Below are 19,715 nucleotides of genomic sequence, written 5' to 3' on the forward strand. Positions count from 1 at the left end.
GGGCTACTAGCTCCTGCGGCTCTTTTTGTGTTGCGCGGGTAAGGGTCTTCCTAAATAAAGGAGAGCCTAGACATGTATATTGTGAACGGTCAACAATTGAAAAAATACCACGGTGCCAATCTGATTCTGGACGGTGCATCGTTTGATATTCATACGGGGGAAAAGGTGGGGCTCATCGGCCGCAACGGAAGCGGCAAAACCACCCTGCTACGCCTTATTGCGCGTTTATCCCGACCGGATGAAGGGCAGCTCGTCATCGCCAAGGATACGAAAATCGGCTATTTGCCGCAAATCCCGGCGGAGTTTGAACACTTGAGCGTGTACGAAACGCTGGCTTACGCCTATCGTGAGCTGAAGGATTGCCGTAATCAGATGAGCGAGCTGGAGCGTGAAATGTCCGATCCGGTAGTAGCTGCGGATGCAGATCGTTTGGAGAAGCTGCTGCAATCGTATGCCGCCTTGCAGGAACGGTTTGAGCGAAGCGGCGGCTATGAAATGGATGCGAATATCGATCAGGTAGCCGACGGGCTGCGTATCCCCAAAGCCATGTATACGCGCAGCTTTGGTTCGTTGTCCGGCGGAGAGAAAACGAAAATTTCACTCGCGTCCCAGTTGATTGGACGACCGGATCTGTTGCTGCTGGATGAGCCGACCAACCATTTGGATTTAAAAGGTCTGGAATGGCTGGAGCAATTTTTGCAAGGCTATATGGGCGCGTGTGTGGTTGTATCCCATGATCGTTATTTTCTGGATCGCGTTGCCGTCAAGATGATTGAGCTGGAGGATGGCGAGGCGTTTACGTACTATACGAATTACAGTGGCTACGTCAAGGAGAAGGAAGAACGGCTGCTGCTGCAATTCGAGGACTACAAGGAACAGCAAAAGCGGATCAAGAAGATGAAAGAGGCCATTCGGCGTTTTGAAGAGTGGGGACGCAATGGGGATAACGAAAAGTTTTTTAAAAAAGCGAACTCGATCCGTAAGGCATTAGAGCGCATGGAACTGGTGAAGCGGCCTGTACTGGACCCGCAAGGGGCTGAGTTTAATTTGAGGCTGGAGGACCGTTCGGGCCGGCGGGTGCTGCATTTCGAAGAAATGGCCAAAGCCTACGGGGAGCGCCAGATATTAAACGGTGCTACAGGAAGTCTGGAATTCGGCGAAAAGGTCGCTCTGCTGGGAGATAACGGTTCGGGAAAAACGACACTGCTCAAGCTGCTGCTCGGTCAGGAGAGTGCCGATGCAGGCATGGTGCAATGGGGCGCACGCGTGGAGTATGGATATTTGGCGCAGCAGGAAAGAGAGCGGGACAGCCGTGCGACCGTGCTTGTGTACTTCAAGGAAGAAGCGGGTGTCGAGGAAGGCGAGGCGCGCGGGCTGCTGGCGAAGTATTTGTTCTACAGAGCAGATGTGTTTAAGCCTGTTAGCATGCTGTCCGGTGGTGAGTGGTCTCGCTTGCGGCTGGCGTTGCTGGTCATGAAAAAGCCGAACTTGCTGGTGCTGGATGAGCCGACCAACCATTTGGACATCGACTCACGTGAGGCGCTGGAGGAAGCGCTGGACAGTTACACAGGAACCGTGCTGGCGATTTCGCACGACCGTTATTTTGTGAATAAGCTGGCCAGGCGTGTCTGGGAGCTGGAGGACGGAAAGCTGGCCTCTTATCTGGGCGGCTTCGATGAATACCGGGCGAAGAAGCGGGAGCTGGAACACGCCCGCTTCCTGAGCACAGGAGATGCCGGGGGGCTCACGGCATCCGGAAGCAGAGCCACATCAGGTGGCGGCTCAGGCTTGGGCGGGGCTGCATCTGCCAGTGCAGCCAGCAACAGAACGGCTTCGGCTGCGCGGACAGGAGCGCCTGCCGAGGCCGATGCGAGCCGCACGCGTTCGGGTGCGGCAGGCCGTTTGGACTCGCCCGCCGCAGGTGGCGGGTCGTCCGCTGGCACGGGGGCACGCGGAGCGAAGGCCGCGAAGCCGTCCCGCACGTCCGCCGTATCCAGCGAGCGGCTGGAGCGGGCGATTGCCGCCAAGGAAGCGGAATTGGCGGCGGCGGATGCCGAGCTGGAGCAGCTCGGCGCGAGCGACGACACGTCGCATATGGCGGAGCTGTGGGATGCGCGTGAGCGGCTGCAAGCGGAGCTGGACACGCTGCTCGGCGAGTGGATTGAACTGGCGTAGGTGGCGGGATGGTCACTGGATGAGCATTGCTAGAGCAACAAAGGTATAATTTTATACAAAGCATAGCCCTGAGGTAGAACGTTCGCCGCGGGGCTATTTGGGTACGGTTTATAGAAACACCGAATGATAATTAATAGCCATATATTAATATAAATGAATATTTATAAATTATATTCATGCATTTGGTATATACCTTTTTCATTTTGCAACATGTGATATTCTTGTGTCTATAGAGATATTATACAACCTTGTTAAAAGAAGTTTTGGTTGCCAACAAAGAACATACATATAAATTGTCCACGTAGTATATGGCAATATTTCGAGTGGGTGACGATCTGGTCGGGGTGTTGTTCATATAAATCCTTCTTTACGTTGTAAAGAAGGAAAATCATTCGACGGGCGAATTTTTGGCAGCTCGTTGAAAATGAAGGGTACGACTAAAAACGAAAGGGGGAGAATGCAATGGCTGACAATTTATTTGATCTGGATGTTCAAGTAAACAAATCTCAAGGTTCTGTGGAACCTCAAGTATTGAGCATTGTGGCATGTTCTAGCGGATGCGGTAGCGGCAAAACAGCTGCCAGTTGTGTTGCAACCTGCGGAAACAAATGCTTTACCAACGTCGGTTCACTTTGTTAATCCAAGTGTTGCCTTTATAAAAATAATGAATGGCTATTGTATATTAATAATCAAGCAAAAGAAGAAGGGACCTAGAAATCCCTTCTTCTTCCTTGAAAAAAACATGGATTTTTCAGCTGTGAAACGGTTGGAAACATCCTTTATATCGGTTTGGTAATGGAGGAAAACGTATGTCTGATGCCTTATTGGAAGTCCAGCAGGTAACCAAAAAAATGGGGAAACGAGATTTGTTAAATAACATTTCCTTCGAGCTTGAAAGAGGGAAGATATATGGTTTCATCGGACCGAATGGAGCCGGGAAAACGACGATGATGCGGATTATGACAGGACTCATGCAGCCAACTAGCGGCTTTGTAAGGATTGCCTCTTACGATGTGCAGACGGACCGGGAAAAGGCGTTGTCTAAAGTAGGCGCTATCATTGAATCCCCGGTCTTTTTTGATTATATGACAGGCAGACAGGTATTGCGTAATTTGTCTCGGCTGCACATGGAAATTAAATCTTCGGATCGGGAGAATCATATTGAGGAGCTACTAAAAAGGGTGGGACTGGAATCGCGGGGAGATGACAAGGTCAAAGCTTATTCTCTGGGGATGAAGCAGCGGCTCGGTATTGCCCAATCTATGCTGGGTAGCCCGGAGCTCCTTCTGCTTGATGAGCCATCCAATGGTCTTGATCCTATGGGAATGCGAGAGCTGAGAGATATTATTCTTCGTTTGCGCGATTCAGCGAATTATGCTTTTTTTATCTCCAGTCATCTGCTGGATGAATTGCAGCAAATGTGTGACGAGCTGATTGTCATCAAAGAGGGAACGCTAGTTTGGAAGGGGCCTGCTGATCAACTGGTTGAGGAAGGTCAACGGCTGGAGGATGCCTTTATAGGGCTTATGGGACTATGAAGCTACTCATTTACAGCGAGTTTGAAAGATTGTGGAAAAGGAAATGGTTCTGGCTCCTGATTTTATGTACACCTGTGTTGGCTTATTCTACAGGGGGATATTTTCTACGCATTATGAAGGTTCCTATGGAGGTATTATCTAAAAGCTTTATGGTTACAGGCTTGCGTGAAAATTTGTATTTAGTATGCAATATTGCCGTAGCTGCCTTGGTTGCTGCTGTGTATACAGAAGAATTTCGGAGTGGGCAGATGCGTTTGCTATTTATGCGTCGATTTACCCGTGGCCAGATATTTTGGAGCAAGCTATTCGTGGTTAACATCTCTATTTTGCTTCTTCTAGTGGTTTTTGCGGTATCCTCGCAGGTGATCGTTGAAGTATGGAGATCCTCATACGATCTAGGTGAAACTAGTTTTCTAGGGAATAAATGGATCTATGTATTCGAATATTACGGTTGGGCGTTTGCTTCGCTACTCGCTATAAGCTCCCTCTATTCCTTTATTGCTATGTGCAGCAAAAGTGTAACGTATGCGATTGGTGCCTGTATGACTTACAATCTGGGTGCCTTGCTGTTTGATGGATTATACCTAAAATTAGCTTCCCTTGCCCCTCATACTTCATATTTACACGATGTCATTGCTTTTTTGCTTATTCCTTATATGCAATATACAGGGCTGGATGGATCGCTGGAGGGAAATGGGTCTGTGAATGGGGCGATTACCACAGTTGTCGCTTTTTATTTAATCTTTTTTACGTGGGCCGCATACCGTCGTTTTGCTGCCGGTGATTATTTGTATTAGGAGGATCTTTGTATGCTGGGAATTTGGCGAAGTGAAATGGAACGGATATGGAATCGAAAATCCACAATTTTATTATATATAGCTTTTGTACTTATCGTTATTGCAAACATTTGGAGCCTGAAAATAACAGATACAATGAGGTTCCGGTTCGGGGAAGGGATTGTTGCTGTTAACAATTTGAATTTGCCGTGGCTCATGATGAGTGAAGTTTCCTTATTTCTGATCACGGCGATGTTACCCATTTTGTATGTGGATCAGTTAAGCGGGGATATTCATTCTGGTGCGTATCGCTTATACGTATTGCGGCCGTACCGGCGTTTTCAATTCTGGTTGGGTAAGCTGCTCGCATTATCAGTTACGACGATATTTTTTACAGGAACGACCCTGCTTATAGGTGTGTTTGCCGGGTGGATGTTGTTCCCGAACGCCGCTACCTTTTTTAAATACGGTTCGACATTACCCTCCACCTCAACGGAAGCTGTCTCATACACCCTTGCGTTTTATCTGTTGCTCACGCTTGTTTGTCTGGCAAAGCTCATGCTGAGTAGTGTCGTGTGCTTGTTCATCTCCAGACCTTTGTTTGCCTTTATTGCCATTTTGGCTTTATCCATGTTTCTCTACCCCATTTTCAAGCCGCTTGTGGTATTAATGGACCCTTTTCAGCAAATTCTGCTTGCGTTAAGAGTGGATGGTTCCTTCAAATTCTGGATGTGTTTAGGTATGACTGTACTACTGTGCTCCATCGTTAGCTTCACTCGTTGGCAAAAAAAGGTTATCTAGAAGCTTGGTTTAGAACGGAGGTTTCACATGAAGACGAAAGAAAACCTTTATAAAACCTTAGATTTCTTTATGCTCCGTACCCCGGTGCTGCCTATAGAAGAGTTTGCAAAATGCTTTCCAACCTGTGTCGGAGAAGATGAGAATGTCAGAGAGGTCACATTGCATCATCTATCCGAATGGTCCAGCAACCCATTCATACGTGAAGCACTGGCAGCTTCCAGCCCTACGTTGCTTGAATCTTTATTACATATTAGCAACCCGGACAATCCGCGCAAACAGGGACAGGTCATCAAAGCCTTCATGCGCTATATCATCAGAATGATGACACGACCCACACCGTTCGGCTTGTTATCGGGGGTCACATACGGGCAATTCACGGAACAATCACAGCTTTGTTTACGAGGGACGGATACTTATCAAAAGCGTGCAAGACCCGACATGGAGTGGCTGCTGAAAGTGATGGAGCTGATCGAAGGCCGTCAAGAGGTGGTACGTCAGTTAAGGATTCAGCGTAACACCTTAATTTACCGTCAGGGCAACCGTGCTAAAATTCCCTATACGACAAGGCATGGAAGTATGGTTGACGGTGAAGATCAGAGTGTGTCCGTTCGTACGACCCAAGTGTTTGATTGTGTGATGGACGTAAGCTCGGTCCCCATTCCTTATCTGGAACTGGTCGATCATGTCCAAAAGGAATTTGTGGGTGCTAGTCCTGAAACGATTGACCGTTATGTGTGGCAGCTATTTGAGCAAGAATTTCTGATTTCTGAGCTTATTCCTCCTACGACGACTCCTGACCCGCTAAATCATATACTATCCACCTTGAAACACGTAACGGGTATGGATGAATTCAAACAAAAGCTTATTTACATTGCAGATGCTATTCATGAATATAATGGTTTACCTATCGGTCAGGGAGAAGAATTTCTGGCTGAATTAAGACGCTACATGGACGATATGTTCAGTGTGAAATCCAGTTTGCAAATCGACCTGTCTATGGAGGATCGAGGGATGTCCCTTCCGCACGCCATTCGTAAAGATGTTGAGCGTGTTGCTGACTTGTTGACCAAGCTTTCGACGCGTGAAAACAGACCCTTGGACGAATTTTGTGTGGAATTTCTGGAGAAGTACGGGCCGTACCGAGAGGTTCCCTTGCTGGAGCTGCTGGATGAGGATACGGGCTTGGGGGCTCCCGCAGGCTACAAGCATCCCCTGAGCCGCCGAGTGCGACTAGAGAATATGTCTCCATCCAAGTCGAGAACGCATTATGAAAAGCTTTTATTTCAATGGTTCGTGTCCTGCATTCATGAAGGAAAGAATGAAGTCGTGCTGACAGATGCCATGATAGACGAAATTGTAAAGGGGCAGGAGCAGGGGGAATGGCTCGCAGCACCTTCTATGGAATTGATCTTTCAGCTTTCTGCCTCGGACCAACTGGCTGTGGATCGCGGCGAATATACCTTGCTGTTAGGACCTAACCAGGGGTCTGATGGGGCGGGGAAGACATTCGGGAGATTTTTGGACCTGTTTGGGCAGCCTTTTGCGGACCTATTCTCTCAAATTCAGCTAGAAGAGCAAAGATTACAGCCTGAAAAGCTGCTGGCTGAGATATCCTACTTGCCTAGCTCGGGAAGAACGGCGAATGTGGTGTTAACGCAGCACACCCGGCCTTATGAAATTGCAATAGGAACCAATCACATCATGTCAGAGGAACGGCAAATTCATGTTTCGGACCTAGCCGTAGGAGTACGGAACGACCATTTCTATTTGAAGTCGATGAGCCGCAATTGTGAGATCATTGCCAGAGCCGGACATATGCTCAATGCGGAATTGACCCCTAACATATACCGCTTTCTCTTGGAGGTCAGCGACGACGGTTACCGACATTGGTCGCCTATGGAGTGGGGGTTCGTCGCGCACGCTCCTTTTACTCCGCGGCTAAGATATGAGCATATTATTCTTCACCCGGCGACATGGAGAATGATATGTGATTCAACACTGAATGCATCCAAGGACGCGGGGCTTTTTGAGAAGTGGGTGCGTCAGTTCCAAAAAAAATGGAGTCTGCCGCGTTATGTGTACATGATTGAATTAGATAATCGCATTCTGCTGGATATGGAACACCCGCTGCATATGGAGCAGATTTGCAAGGAGCTTCAATCCAAAGGCAAAGTCACTCTGATTGAGCATATAGGTGCAGTCGAAGATATGCCCGTTTCTCGCAGCGGTAGCCGTGTAGCGGCCGAATTTGTGTTTCCGCTCGTGCGTCGCAACCAGGTTGTTGATGCGCATCGTTTTGGAGAAGAAGTGGCTGCTTCTCTATATATAGATCAGGAGGAAGCCAATCACCACCCCACAGAAGCGGTCTTTGCTTATTTGCCGGGTAGCCGCTGGTTCTACGCGAAGCTATATGGTATGAACAGTCGGCAGGATGAGTTTATTGGTGGGTACTGGGAGGAATTTGTGCGCCAGCAACAAGATAGTAGTGTGATCCTTCAGGGCTACTTTATCCGCTATGCTGATCCAGATAAGCATATTCGCGTTCGGTTCGAACAGTCGGAGAATCGGGAGGGCAATGCGTTCCTTTCCCTGTTCCATCAATGGACAGAGACGCTTTTGCATGAAGGATTGATATCCAGAGTGGTCATTGATACCTATGAACCTGAAATAGAGCGTTACGGCGGGAAGGAGCCTATGGCGTGCGCGGAGCGAATGTTTTCCTGCGACAGTGAGGTAGCGGCTAGGCTTGTACATCTGATCCGGTTCAACCAGACCTCCTTGCAGCAGGATGTGATCGCAATCCTAAGCGTCATTAACCTCCTGTCTCAGTTTGGGTACAGCGAGGAAGATACCTTCAACCTCCTGAATCAGCATTTTGACGTCAAAGAGTATTTGGATGATTTCCGCAAGGAAAGAAAGTTCTTTTTACAATGGATGGCATCGGATCAGGAAAATCTAAATTCGATTCAATCCAGCCGTGACTCCATAGAGAGTATTTTTAACATGAGAAAAGAAGCGGTAGCGCGGTATAACCGTGTGATCCATGAACAGGAAGCGAAGGGGGGAGCCACCAATACAAGAGATGATATCGTATATAGTGTGATCCATATGCATCTAAACCGATTACTAGGGATAGACAGGGATCGGGAACGTAAGGTGATGATTATGGCCAGACATGCGATGCACAGCTTGATTCAGTATCGGTGGAATTGCCAATGAGCAGCGTGCAGGAAAGTACAAAGCTTGAGGTTGAGTCCATCTGGAGGTCCATACGACAAGGTTTAAAGCTTTTTAGACTGGTATTTGGCATGAATAAGCCGTATATGGTTTCCAGTATTTTTTTGCACATCGTCCAAGGCTTGATGCCTGTTCTTACATTGATTATTATGCAAAATCTGCTCAATAGCATTGTTTCTTCCAGCCCGCAGGGCATCTCCTTGATTATGCTTCAATTTGGTCTGTTTATAGCCATTCATGTATTAAAAAGTGTGGTGACGATGAGTCAAAGTTATGTAGAGGGCACGCTTGAAGCTGTACTGTCCAAGTCCCTGAATATTATGATCGGAGAAAAGTCAGGTTCCTTGGGACTGGCGGATTATGAAAATTCGGAGATCAACGATCAGCTAAAGCGGGCTTCTCAAGAGGCTTCTTATCGTCCGTATCAGTTATACACACAAATGGCAGGCATTATATCGAGCTTGGTTACCATGCTGTCTTCTGCAACGCTGCTTTTCCTATGGAAATGGTGGGTTGTCGTCATTCTTTTTATAATCTCTTTGGTATCTGTGTATTCCATTTTCAAATTAAATAAAGAACAGTTTGAAATTTACATGAATCGTACCCCGTTATATCGGGAGTCCTGGTATATGACCTATTTGCTGACCAATGATCGTGCGGTCAAGGAAGTGAAAATGTTTAATCTGGGACCTTATTTGCTGAAAAGATACGGGGCTTTATTACAACGATTTTTTGTAGAGGACAGACGAATATTGGGCAAAAGGGTTAGGATTACGTTTCTGTATAGCCTACTGGAGCTGACGGTTTTGCTATGGGTCGTATGGCTGGCGATTCGGGAAACCTTTGAGCAAAAATTATTAATAGGCAGTTTATACGGCTACATTCAAGCTATTATGCTGACCCAAAGCCAGATGCAGGCCTTGATTCAGGGGATTGTCCAATTTTCGCAAAATAATCTGTATATGGAGCAGTTATTTCTATTTTTACAGTTACCCACATCGGATCCGGTTCGTCGTCAACAGGAACAGGCGCTTCCGATCCGCCCGGAATGCAGTACCGGCTTTGGTATTGAGCAAATTTCAATAGAAGGCGTTTCTTTTACCTATCCCGGTCAAACCGAGCCTTCCATTCGGGATATTCATTTAACAATGGATAAAGGCCAGACCATAGCCATTGTAGGGAAAAATGGTTCAGGGAAATCAACGCTCATGAAGGTGCTGATGCAGCTCTATTCGGATTACAGCGGTGTGCTCAAATTGAATGGGCGTCCTGTTCAAGATTACGATCTGGAACAGATTCAGGAGAAAATAGGCGTGGTATTTCAGGATTTTATGCATTATGAAATGTCTGCTCGTCACAATATCGGCTTTGGTTCGCTGGAGCATATGGGACAGGATGAGGAGCTAATGCATGCTGCCGAATACGCAGCTATAGACCGCATTATAACTCAATTGCCACAGGGCTTGGACACACAGCTTGGAAAATGGTTCGAGGATGGCTACCAGCTCTCGGGAGGCCAGTGGCAGCGGGTGGCTATCGCAAGGGCCTTTTTACGGAAAGCAGATGTGTATATTTTGGATGAACCTAGTTCTTTTTTGGACCCGGTGGCAGAGAGGGACTTGCTCGTCTTGTTTCTGGATTTAATGAAAGACAGCATCGGAATTTTTATTACTCATCGCATTTCCTCAGCACGTCTGGCTCAGAAAATTGTGGTGATGGATAATGGTTTAATTGTGGAGCAGGGGACCCATAGGGAATTGATCTTTCTGGATGGGTTGTATGCAGAGATGTATAGGATTCAGGCCAGTTCGTTCAGTGAAGAGGATTCCTTAATCGAAGCCGGAGGGAGAGTTTCAGGATGACGACGATTTCATATACATGCGACAGTTGGATACCCGTCGAGGGGGAAATGAAAGATAGGATATCTGCGGTCTTGCTGGAGATTGCCGAGCGTTATAGAGACCCGGAGCAGGTTCGTTTATGGATGAAAAAAGTACCTCCGATCGAATCTGACGGAATGAAGATTGAGCGTTGGTCAGATGAAAGCTTGGGAAGCGGGTTTACGGGCATATGTTTGCTGATGGGTCAGTTGGATCGACTCTATCCCGAGGATGGCTGGGATAGGGTAGGACATCAATATCTGGAGCGGATTCGTTTGGTCATGGAACAGCAAGGTATCCATGATCTGTCGCTGTATAGTGGGTTAGCAGGTATTTTGCTGGCCATTCGCTCCTTATCGAGAAAGGGTACGCGCTATCAAGGGATGCTGGACACTCTCGCCTCCTGGTTCGAAGAATCCGCGCTGCATAGTGTGGCTTTATGCCAAGAGCAATGGGAAAAAGGACAGCTACAAATGAGTCAGTATGACGCCATATCAGGTTTTACGGGGATAGGACGCATCGCCATGTTATTTTCTGACCGCCCCAATATGCGTACGGTATGGAACCAGGCGATTGAGTTGTTTCAAGTGATGTGCAGCGACCGAATTAGGAATGGGCATTCTGTACCTGGCTGGCACATTTCCTCAGAACATCAGTTTCAGGAGGATGAAAAGCTACAATATCCTCAGGGGAATTTCAATTTAGGACTTTCACATGGCGTTGCAGGCCCGTTAGCTTTCCTGAGCTTGTCTGCTCTACACGGAGCGGACTCCCTTCTTTTAGTGAACGATATACATAAACTGGCCAAGTTTATACATCATTGGCGCGTTCAGGATAAAGAAGGCATAATTTGGCCTGGTCGGGTTTCTTTTGAGGAGTGGCTGGATGACCAACCTTTGCCGGACAGCGCTCAAAATCATCGTGATTCCTGGTGCTACGGTGTACCAGGCATTGCACGTTCGATCTGGCTGGCAGGACAAGCAGTTCAAAATGAAGAATGGATTGAAACGGGACTCAGTGCATATTTGGATATGGAAAAACGGTTTTACCGCAAAGGTGGATTATCTTCTGCTACATTGTGTCATGGTATTGGGGGATGGTTGCATCTGGTTCAACGGATGTACTCAGATACTGCCCATGAGCAGTTAGGTATGATGCGGGACAGACTACTGGAAGATGTATTAGATATGTTTGATACTAATTCGTTGTTTGGCTTCTATGATCATAGCCTACTGGATGGAAGGCTTGCAGAAGTGGATGAGGCTGGTTTTCTGAATGGCAGTGCGGGTGTTGCTTTGGTGTTGGCTTCATTGATTGGGGGAGAAAATCCGGAGTGGGACGCTGCTTTTTTAATTCGCTAAAACGGAGATATAAGCTTTAATCGATAAAAAGGAAGATCCAATCGACCATTAGCGGGTCGCTGGATCTTCCTTTTTGAATACCAATACCTCGTGAGCCTCAGTCAGACCTTAGTACACCGAAGCTGTCTTTGAAGTGTTCTTGATGCCGTTGGCATCGTTCAATACGGTATTGCCCCATGCCGTCGGCGTTTTCCAGTCGCTGCTGTTCACAAGGTCAAGCCATGCGTTCTCGCTGTTGTTGCCCGTCCAGGACCAGGCCAGATAGCCGATGCCTTTGGCTTGGGATTGCTTCATGACCTCATAGGGATTCACGGTGGTACCCAGATTGTTGTTGCCGTTGTTATAGTTGTAACCAAACTCGCCCACGATTACAGCCAGCCCTTTATCCTTAATGGCTTGCAGCTCAGAGCCGATCTTGCTGGAATCATTGTAATTAGCGTACATATGGACGGAGAACAGCAAATTATGATTTGGATCATGCTGTAGCAGCTCAACGCCATGGGCCTTAATGGGGGAGGCATATTGTCCCCAGCCGGAGCCGTCGATCACAATCGTATTCGGCAAGCCTGCGTTGCGCAGGGTGGTGATCGCCGTTTTGTAAGCGTCTCGCCACGCGGCATCGGTGAGGTTGTGGTCACCCCACTCATTCGCGATATTCACGAGGACATACTTTTGGTTATCGGCAAGTACCTTTTTCACCGCTGGATCAGCGAAATAACGGGCCATATCGTTCAAACGGTTGGCGTCATTGCTACCCGTAACATCGTGCAGTTCAACGACGGAAATGAGCTTGAGCTGTTTGGCTCGGTTGATGATTTCCTCCAGCCTTTGTGCTGATCCATTCGTTTGCCACACAATGCGAACGGTGTTGGACTTCGTGGCCGCAATGGTATCCAATGCCTGATACGCCTGTGTATCGAACCAGATATGAGGGTTATTCACTCCACGCATGACAAAGGTATTCCCGTTCGCATCCTTCAGACTGGTTCCGCTTACATAAAACCCTGAGGCTGCAAACGATGTACCTCCATTCAACAAACCAATGCCGGAAAAAAGCAGAAACACTACAGCGAATACCAGTACCTTTTTGCCATATAACCGCCAATCTCTCACAAACAAACGCCTCCTCCTCTATAGTCAAGTTAATCCTATGTTGAAAATGAATACATATTACACCTATTGTGATGTTGGAATGACATATCGTTTCTTTTACATAGACTTCGGGTATTAATTGTCTAGTCACGCAATAGATTGACATAGGGGAAAAGGAGGTATGAGTATGTGGAAATGGGCCAAGAGGCTGTCATTACTAGCTTCGATACTTCTAATGGCGATTATTGTAAGCGCATGCAATAAAGATGACGCGTCAGGCAAGGTGAAGATTGAATTTTTCCAGAACAAGCCGGAGGCCAAAGGTTCCTTCGATAAGCTGATCTCCCGATTCAATCAGGAGCACCCCGGCATTGAAGTGACACAGGTCAATCCGCCGGAGGCAGAGACGGTGTTGCTGACCCGGGTTGTCAAAAATGATGTACCTGACATTGTGGGGCTTGGGGCCACCGATACTTATTCCATTTTGGCGCAGAGCGGTATTTTTACGGATTTGGCGAATACGGATCTGCCGCATACCGTGGACCCGATCTACCTCAAAATGCTCAAGGATGTGACCGGGGCCGATCCGGTGTACGGAATCCCTTATGCCGCCAATGCAAATGGTGTGATGTACAACAAAACACTTTTTAAGGAAATGGGATTACAGGTGCCCAAAACGTGGGACGAACTGATCGCAACGGCACAAAAGATCAAGGCCGCAGGCAAAATCCCATTCTATTTTACATATAAAGATGATTGGCAGACGAATCTTCCCTTCAATGCACTTGGCCCGAATCTGGTGGGCATTGATTTTTTCCTGCAACGACGTGCAAATCAGGTCACCTTTCAGGACAAGTACCGCGAGGTTGCGGAAAAGCAGCTGGAGCTGCTGAAATATGGACATGGCGATAATTTTGGCAAAAACTATGCGGACGGGAACCGTACCTTTGCTAATGGACAGGGGTTTATGTACATCCAGGGCTCATGGGCGATATCTGAAATCCGCAAGGCGAACCCGAAGGTGGAGCTTGGATTCTTCCCGTTACCGACAGGGAACGATGAAAAGGCGGTCAAGCTGGTGTCCGGTATAGATACACTGTTAGCTGTTTCGGAGAGCACTCCGCATAAAAAAGAGGCCGAGGAGTTCATTGCCTTCCTGCTCAAGCCGGAGAACAGCAAGCAGTACATCACGGAGCAAACGTTGTTTTCAGCAGTGAAGGGAGTCACGCAGGATGATCCGAGTGTAGCGGAGCTGCTGCCGTATTTTAAAGCCGGGCGTGTGATTGATTTTGCCGATCATTATATTCCGAAAGCCGTACAGTTAAATTCCATTGTGCAGGCCTTCCTGCAAAACGGAGACATCGACGCTTATTTGGCGAAGCTGGACAGTGAATGGAATAAGGTAGCTAACCGCCGATAGGGGAGGAGGATAAGGCATGAATAAGCGACTAACGGCTTTCTATTGGATGACCGTGCCGGCTGTCCTGTTGTTTTTTATATTTTTGACATTGCCTGCTTTGCAGGGCTTTTATTATTCGCTCACGAACTGGAACGGCTTTGGTCATCAATATCACTTTGTTGGGTTCAAAAACTATGTCAATCTGTTTCAGGACGATAATGTGGGGAACGCATACTGGTTTACCTTCAAGTTTGCCATTGTGGTTACGATTGCGATTAATGTCCTCAGTTTACTAATTGCGCTGGGGCTGAATGCTAAAATACGGTTCCGTAACTTTTTTCGGGGCATTTATTTTCTGCCTAATATTTTGAGCGTGCTGATTGTCGGGTACATATTCAATTACCTGTTTTCGAACGTGTTTACGATTTGGGGGCAAAATTTAGGTATTACCTCATTGTCGACGAACATTTTGGGCAGCGAACAGTTGGCTTGGGTGGGGGTTGTGATTGTAGCCGTATGGCAGGGGATTGCCTTCAATACGATTCTGTATCTGGCCGGGCTGCAAACCATTCCAACAAGTCTGTATGAGGCATCCAATCTGGACGGTGCAGGCAAATGGCGTGAATTCTGGAGTATTACGTTTCCGCTGATTGCCCCGTTTTTTACGATCAACATGGTATTGGCGATGAAAAACTCCCTCATGGTGTTCGACCAAATCGTGGCTTTGACGAACGGTGGACCGGGACGGGCGACACAGTCGATATCACACTTGATCTATACAGGGGGCTTTAGAGGCGGGGAATTTGCTTATCAGTCGGCTAACTCTGTCATTTATTTTATTGTGATTGCGATGATTTCCATCTTGCAGCTGCGATTCCTCCAGAGAAGGGAGTTGGATAACTGATGAGAACGAACAGACGTACCAACTGGCCTGTACTGCTTTTGGTGGCGTTGGGGACGATATTTATCCTGTTTCCCCTCTATATGACGGTGACGATTGCGCTTAAAAATCCCGAGCAGATGGCGCATTCTACCTTTGCCTTTCCGACCGAGCTGCATTGGGAGAATTTTAGCCGTGCGGTGAAAATGACCAACTTTTTCAGTGCTTTTCAGAATAGTGTGATGGTCACGACATCGACGGTGGTGTTGACGCTGCTGACCAATTCCATGGTCGCTTATGCGATTGCGCGTAATATGCAGCGGCGCTTTTTTAAAGGATTATATTTTTATTTTGTAAGCGCCATGTTCATTCCGTTCCCGATCATCATGCTGCCGATTGTTAAACTGGCCTCGGGACTTCATATGACCAATCTGTTTGGCCTGATTATGCTGCATACGGTGTACGGGCTGGCGTTTAACGTGTTCGTCTATGTCGGCTATATCCGCTCCATTCCGGTGGCGCTGGAAGAGGCGGCTACGGTAGACGGAGCGACGACATGGGGCACGTTCTGGCGAATTATTTTTCCGTTGATGGCACCGATCAGTGCTACCGTGGGGATTCTCACCTGCCTGTCCACCTATAACGACTTTCTGCTGCCGCTTATTATTATCAGCGACCCGGAGCAGTACACGCTGCCGCTCGTTCAGTATGTGTTCCAGGGACAGTTCAATACAGACTTTAATCTGGCCTTTGCCTCGTACCTGATGGCCTTGCTGCCGATGATTATCGTCTATCTGATTGCACAAAAATGGATCATCAACGGCGTTACGCAAGGCTCCGTGAAGTAAGCGGAAATAGAATAACTCCAAGAAACACTGAAGCTCACTGGGGAAACATAAAGATGTCCCATATACCGCAGCTCACACAGGTATATGGGACATCCTTTTTATAGCATTACTATTTAGATGCTTTGCTTTGGGTCGTCAAAGGCTGTAAAGGTACAGTTATCTCTGCTTCGGGGGCATCTGTTGTATAGAAGAACATATAGATAGAAGCCTCGCTTCCCTTGAAATTCTTATAGACATCCACCGCTTTGTTATTGCCGTCCCCTGTAAAATTAGCCGAGATCGGTTTACCCAAAATCCGTTCTTTACCCAAGCCAATATGGGTCTGGTTGATCCCGCCAAAACGAGCGTCCTCGCTTTCAGTTTCTACGAACAAGTCCGCCCCTTGCTTGTAGTAGGTCCACTTCACAGGATAGCCGCCGATTTGTGTAGTTAGCGTCTGTTTTTGTTCAGAAATATCAGTTAGACGCTGTGGCGTTTTGTCATCCGAATGGATCGTAACCTTATATTTCCCTGTAAACGTAATCGGTGTATCCTTGGTAATCACAAGATCGGAGGGTCGTTCAAAACGGATGGTGGTCAGATCAGGAGTGCTACTGGGTGATGACCATTTGTTACCCTCCAACGTTTTACTGTTTACGGAAAGGAAGTATTTTTGATAAGGTATATCGGCGAATTTCTTCTTGCCTCTGATCGTGAGACGGATTTGCGTAGGTGTGACAACCATCTGTTCCATTGTGAAATTCGGATTTCCTTTCTCCAAAGGAACATTCAGGACGGTTTTAATGGTTCCGCTCTCCATTTGTTTTTTGCTAAGGTGGAGATCAAATACAATGGGGCCGTCTATGCTTTTCTCCAACTTTGAATAGTGCAATTTGTAGGTGGTTTGTTTTTGCGGTATATCCTCTCGCTTAAAATACTGTTGTGACGTATATTCCCCGTTCTCTCCTGGTGTGCCGGAAGAACCTCCGGGCTGCCACATCACAGGTTCCCCGCCTTTGTAGGCGGTAATTTGCGGATACTCCCATTTCTTTGGCATGGAGGAATCAAATGCAATCGCCGAGGAAAGTATCAGCTTATCCTTTCCTTGTTCAAATACTTGCACCTTCATATCCTGCAAACCGTCACGATCCAGTGTGAAAGTTTGCGGCTCTGACGATTGGATATCGATTGGCAAATCCAGTTCTTGTCCGCTTACGAGCTGTATACGATTTACGGTCAGCCGTATGTTCTCTGTCTCCTGCTGCGGTGTCCAGTCACTTTCAAAGTACCCATTGTACCGTTGGTTTTTCGGGTCCCATTGCTGAAAGTTATACTCCCCTTCACCGCTTTTCCCCGTAGCATTTTTAAGCGAAATGCCTTGGACACTCCAAAACTCATTGTCTGTACTTTTTGCCACATTCAAGCTGTACAGGATCACGGTCCGGTTCTCATCCACAATAGCCGTATGCAGCGTCAGTTTCACTCCATCTCTGGTGATGGACTGCTCTAGTGGCTGCCCAAGGTCTTGATTTAGTGCCGTCTGAATGCCGCTTCTTCCGTGTAGCAAATTGTCCCAATTATAATGGATGGCGGCATAGACAGGAACAGCAATGAGAAGTGCGCTCAGAGAAGCAGCGATAGCTATTTTGCGCCAATTTCTGTTTCGGCGTGGAGTAACTGATTCGACTGATTCGTAAGCATTTGTTAAAGTGGAGGCAGTCTGCCCTGCCTGTTCCATCCGATCCCACATCTTCTCGAAGTCAGGATAGGCAACTCCCGAATCATCATTTAATTTGCGCTTCAATACCTGTTCTACTTTTTTCATAGTTCTCTCCTTCCAGCTCGGGAATCTGTGCGCCTGTATCCCTCAGTATTCGCTCCATTAGCCGAAGCCCTTTGTGTGTCCTTGATTTGACGGTTCCCAGCGGGATTGTCAGCAACTCGGATATTTCCGCCAGCGTGAAATCATGCATATATCGGAGTGTTAGCACAGCGCGGATTTTGGCCGGAAGACGATTCATATAAACAGCCCATTCCTCTGCGGATTCGCGCTCCTCCACCAGCCTGTCTACGGGCTTGCTTTCGGTCCCGGTGAATAAATAGGGATTAGCCGACACCTTCATATGCAAGCTGTTTCGGCGTTTAAGGTAATTTAGACAATGGTTTACTGTAATTTTCATAATCCAGGCTTTTAGGTGTTCGATATGTTCGCGATTGCTGCGAAACAAAGTGATAAACACTTCCTGAGTTAAATCTTCTGCATCCGATGCATTATGTACCATATAGTAGCAGGTCCGGTATACATCCCGTTGATACAGATCAAACAAATCTCGATTGCTCTCCAATATGTGCCCTCCTTTCCTGTGCAGGTTACCTATATAACAACTGCTGCTCCAAAAAGGTTCATTTGTTGTGAAAATTAAACGTCTGCGTCGGTGTATTTCGCTTTTCTTCAAATGTACCATGTTTTTCTGTACCATTATTTTCAGGTTGCTTGCTCATCCATTAATGATGAAATGGTAAAACGCAAAAGAAGCCTGTAAATCTCAAAAACTGCAGATTTACAGGCTTCTTACATTTTCCGAAGTTAGACACGAAGGAATGAACAGTCCTTTACGCGGAAGTACACTGACGGGCAACGTGCGGATATACTTCCGCTTAGTCAGCCACCCGCACGAGCGTTCTGCCCTGCGAGCGGGCCGCCAGGATGTCCTCCAGCGCGTTTGGCAGGTCAGCCAGTCTGATTTCGCGCTCGACAAGCTGCTCCAGCCGTTCCGGCTTCCAGTCGCTGCCAAGCCGCTTCCAAATCGCTACGCGGGTTTCATAAGGGCAGAAGACGGAGTCTATGCCCAGCAGGCTTACGCCGCGCAAAATAAACGGCAGCACCGTGGTAGGCAGCTTGGTGCCTGCCGTCAGACCGCTCACGGCAACGGAGCCGTTGTAGGCGACTTGGCTGAGCAGCGAAGCGAGCGGCTTCCCGCCTACGGGATCAATGGCCGCTTGCCAGAGCTGCTTGCCGAGCGGCCGGATGTTCTCCGCGCCGTCGTAGACCTCATCGCGAGAGATCACCTCAGCCGCTCCGAGCGCCTTGAGGTAGTCGTGCGCCTCGGCTTTGCCGCTGCTGGCTACAACATGGTAGCCCCTCTTGCCCAGCAGGGCAATCGCGGCTCCGCCTACGCCACCCGTTGCTCCGGTGACGAGCACCTTACCTTGATCCGGCGTAACGCCGTTTTGCTCCAGCCGATGTAACGACAGGGCCGCGGTAAAGCCGGCTGTCCCGTAAATCATGGCCTCTCTTGGTGTGAGTCCGTCCGGAAGAGGAACCACCCAGTCCGCAGGCACGCGCGCATATTCGCTGAATCCCCCGAATTGAGACACGCCGAACCCGTAACCGGTAACGAGAACAGCTTGTCCTTCGCTGAAACGGTTATCCTCTGAAGAGACGACGGTTCCCGAGCAATCTATACCTGGCACAAACGGATAGGCTTTGACAATATTCCCATCCTTGCGGGCGGCAAGCCCGTCTTTATAATTGATGCTGGAATAAGCGACACGAATCAAAACTTCTCCAGCAGGTAAACTGCCAGTTTCCAGAGAGCGTACCTCTGCTTGAACTTCACCGTCCTGCGTCTGATCGACGACAAGGGCTTGAAATGATTGAGTCATTTATAAAAGCCTCCTTTATTGCAATATAAGCCTTTGATGGCGGAACATTTTAGTATACTTCACAAATCATGCGTAAACAGTAT

General features: G+C 47.8%; 15 protein-coding genes. 11 read left to right on the forward strand and 4 right to left on the reverse strand.

What is annotated here, in order from left to right:
* The first annotated feature begins 72 nt into the window (after nt 1-72).
* The 8 genes from abc-f to E0698_RS15100 all read left to right on the forward strand — a co-directional run bounded on the left by abc-f (nt 73) and on the right by E0698_RS15100 (nt 11,768).
* Nucleotides 73-2,175 carry a ribosomal protection-like ABC-F family protein gene (gene abc-f / locus E0698_RS15065; RefSeq protein WP_192512084.1) on the forward strand — a complete coding sequence of 701 codons (2,103 nt, stop codon included), beginning with the start codon at nt 73-75 and terminating at the stop codon, nt 2,173-2,175.
* Nucleotides 2,176-2,637: 462 nt separating this feature from the next.
* Nucleotides 2,638-2,814 (forward strand): gallidermin/nisin family lantibiotic, encoded by a 177-nt coding sequence (locus E0698_RS15070; protein WP_134912015.1) that lies wholly within the window; start codon nt 2,638-2,640, stop codon nt 2,812-2,814.
* Nucleotides 2,815-2,984: 170 nt separating this feature from the next.
* Nucleotides 2,985-3,713 carry an ABC transporter ATP-binding protein gene (locus E0698_RS15075; protein WP_044644303.1) on the forward strand — a complete coding sequence of 243 codons (729 nt, stop codon included), beginning with the start codon at nt 2,985-2,987 and terminating at the stop codon, nt 3,711-3,713.
* On the forward strand, nt 3,710-4,510 hold the full coding sequence (locus tag E0698_RS15080; protein WP_192512085.1) for an ABC transporter permease: 801 nt from the start codon (nt 3,710-3,712) through the stop codon (nt 4,508-4,510). Before E0698_RS15075 ends, E0698_RS15080 begins: the two co-directional genes overlap by 4 nt.
* Nucleotides 4,511-4,522: 12 nt before the next feature.
* The gene (locus E0698_RS15085) at nt 4,523-5,290 is read left to right on the forward strand and encodes an ABC transporter permease (RefSeq protein WP_044644305.1); all 768 of its coding nucleotides are present in this window, start codon (nt 4,523-4,525) and stop codon (nt 5,288-5,290) included.
* A 27-nt stretch (nt 5,291-5,317) separates the two neighbouring features.
* The gene (locus E0698_RS15090) at nt 5,318-8,509 is read left to right on the forward strand and encodes a lantibiotic dehydratase (RefSeq protein ID WP_192512086.1); all 3,192 of its coding nucleotides are present in this window, start codon (nt 5,318-5,320) and stop codon (nt 8,507-8,509) included.
* Nucleotides 8,506-10,389 (forward strand): ABC transporter ATP-binding protein, encoded by a 1,884-nt coding sequence (locus E0698_RS15095; RefSeq protein WP_192512087.1) that lies wholly within the window; start codon nt 8,506-8,508, stop codon nt 10,387-10,389. The genes E0698_RS15090 and E0698_RS15095 overlap by 4 nt, the downstream gene beginning before the upstream one ends.
* Nucleotides 10,386-11,768, forward strand: coding sequence for a lanthionine synthetase C family protein (locus E0698_RS15100; protein ID WP_192512088.1), 1,383 nt, complete (start codon nt 10,386-10,388; stop codon nt 11,766-11,768). Before E0698_RS15095 ends, E0698_RS15100 begins: the two co-directional genes overlap by 4 nt.
* A 108-nt stretch (nt 11,769-11,876) precedes the next feature.
* Here E0698_RS15100 and E0698_RS15105 read toward each other — a convergent pair whose 3' ends face one another.
* Entirely contained in the window at nt 11,877-12,881 is a 1,005-nt protein-coding gene (locus tag E0698_RS15105) for a cellulase family glycosylhydrolase (RefSeq protein WP_134912022.1), read from the reverse strand.
* Nucleotides 12,882-13,047: 166 nt separating this feature from the next.
* Between E0698_RS15105 and E0698_RS15110 the strand changes: the two genes are divergently transcribed.
* Genes E0698_RS15110 through E0698_RS15120 form a run of 3 tightly spaced genes read left to right on the forward strand, consistent with a single transcriptional unit; the run spans nt 13,048 to nt 15,987 of the window.
* Nucleotides 13,048-14,280, forward strand: coding sequence for an ABC transporter substrate-binding protein (locus tag E0698_RS15110; RefSeq protein ID WP_192512134.1), 1,233 nt, complete (start codon nt 13,048-13,050; stop codon nt 14,278-14,280).
* A 16-nt stretch (nt 14,281-14,296) separates the two neighbouring features.
* A complete protein-coding gene (locus E0698_RS15115) occupies nt 14,297-15,163 on the forward strand; it encodes a carbohydrate ABC transporter permease (RefSeq protein ID WP_192512089.1) in 867 nt (288 codons plus the stop codon).
* A complete protein-coding gene (locus E0698_RS15120; RefSeq protein WP_192512090.1) occupies nt 15,163-15,987 on the forward strand; it encodes a carbohydrate ABC transporter permease in 825 nt (274 codons plus the stop codon). Before E0698_RS15115 ends, E0698_RS15120 begins: the two co-directional genes overlap by 1 nt.
* A 109-nt stretch (nt 15,988-16,096) precedes the next feature.
* On the opposite strand, the gene E0698_RS15125 is transcribed toward E0698_RS15120, so the two are convergent.
* The 3 genes from E0698_RS15125 to E0698_RS15135 form a co-directional block, all read right to left on the reverse strand.
* Nucleotides 16,097-17,791: a DUF4179 domain-containing protein gene (locus E0698_RS15125; protein WP_192512091.1), complete on the reverse strand. Its 1,695-nt coding sequence runs from the start codon at nt 17,789-17,791 to the stop codon at nt 16,097-16,099.
* Nucleotides 17,751-18,311: an RNA polymerase sigma factor gene (locus tag E0698_RS15130; RefSeq protein WP_149094254.1), complete on the reverse strand. Its 561-nt coding sequence runs from the start codon at nt 18,309-18,311 to the stop codon at nt 17,751-17,753. Before E0698_RS15130 ends, E0698_RS15125 begins: the two co-directional genes overlap by 41 nt.
* 313 nt (nt 18,312-18,624) lie before the next feature.
* Nucleotides 18,625-19,632, reverse strand: coding sequence for an acrylyl-CoA reductase family protein (locus E0698_RS15135; protein WP_192512092.1), 1,008 nt, complete (start codon nt 19,630-19,632; stop codon nt 18,625-18,627).
* Nucleotides 19,633-19,715: the final 83 nt, after the last annotated feature.

Source organism: Paenibacillus sp. 23TSA30-6 (assembly GCF_014858585.1).
GTDB lineage: Bacteria > Bacillota > Bacilli > Paenibacillales > Paenibacillaceae > Paenibacillus.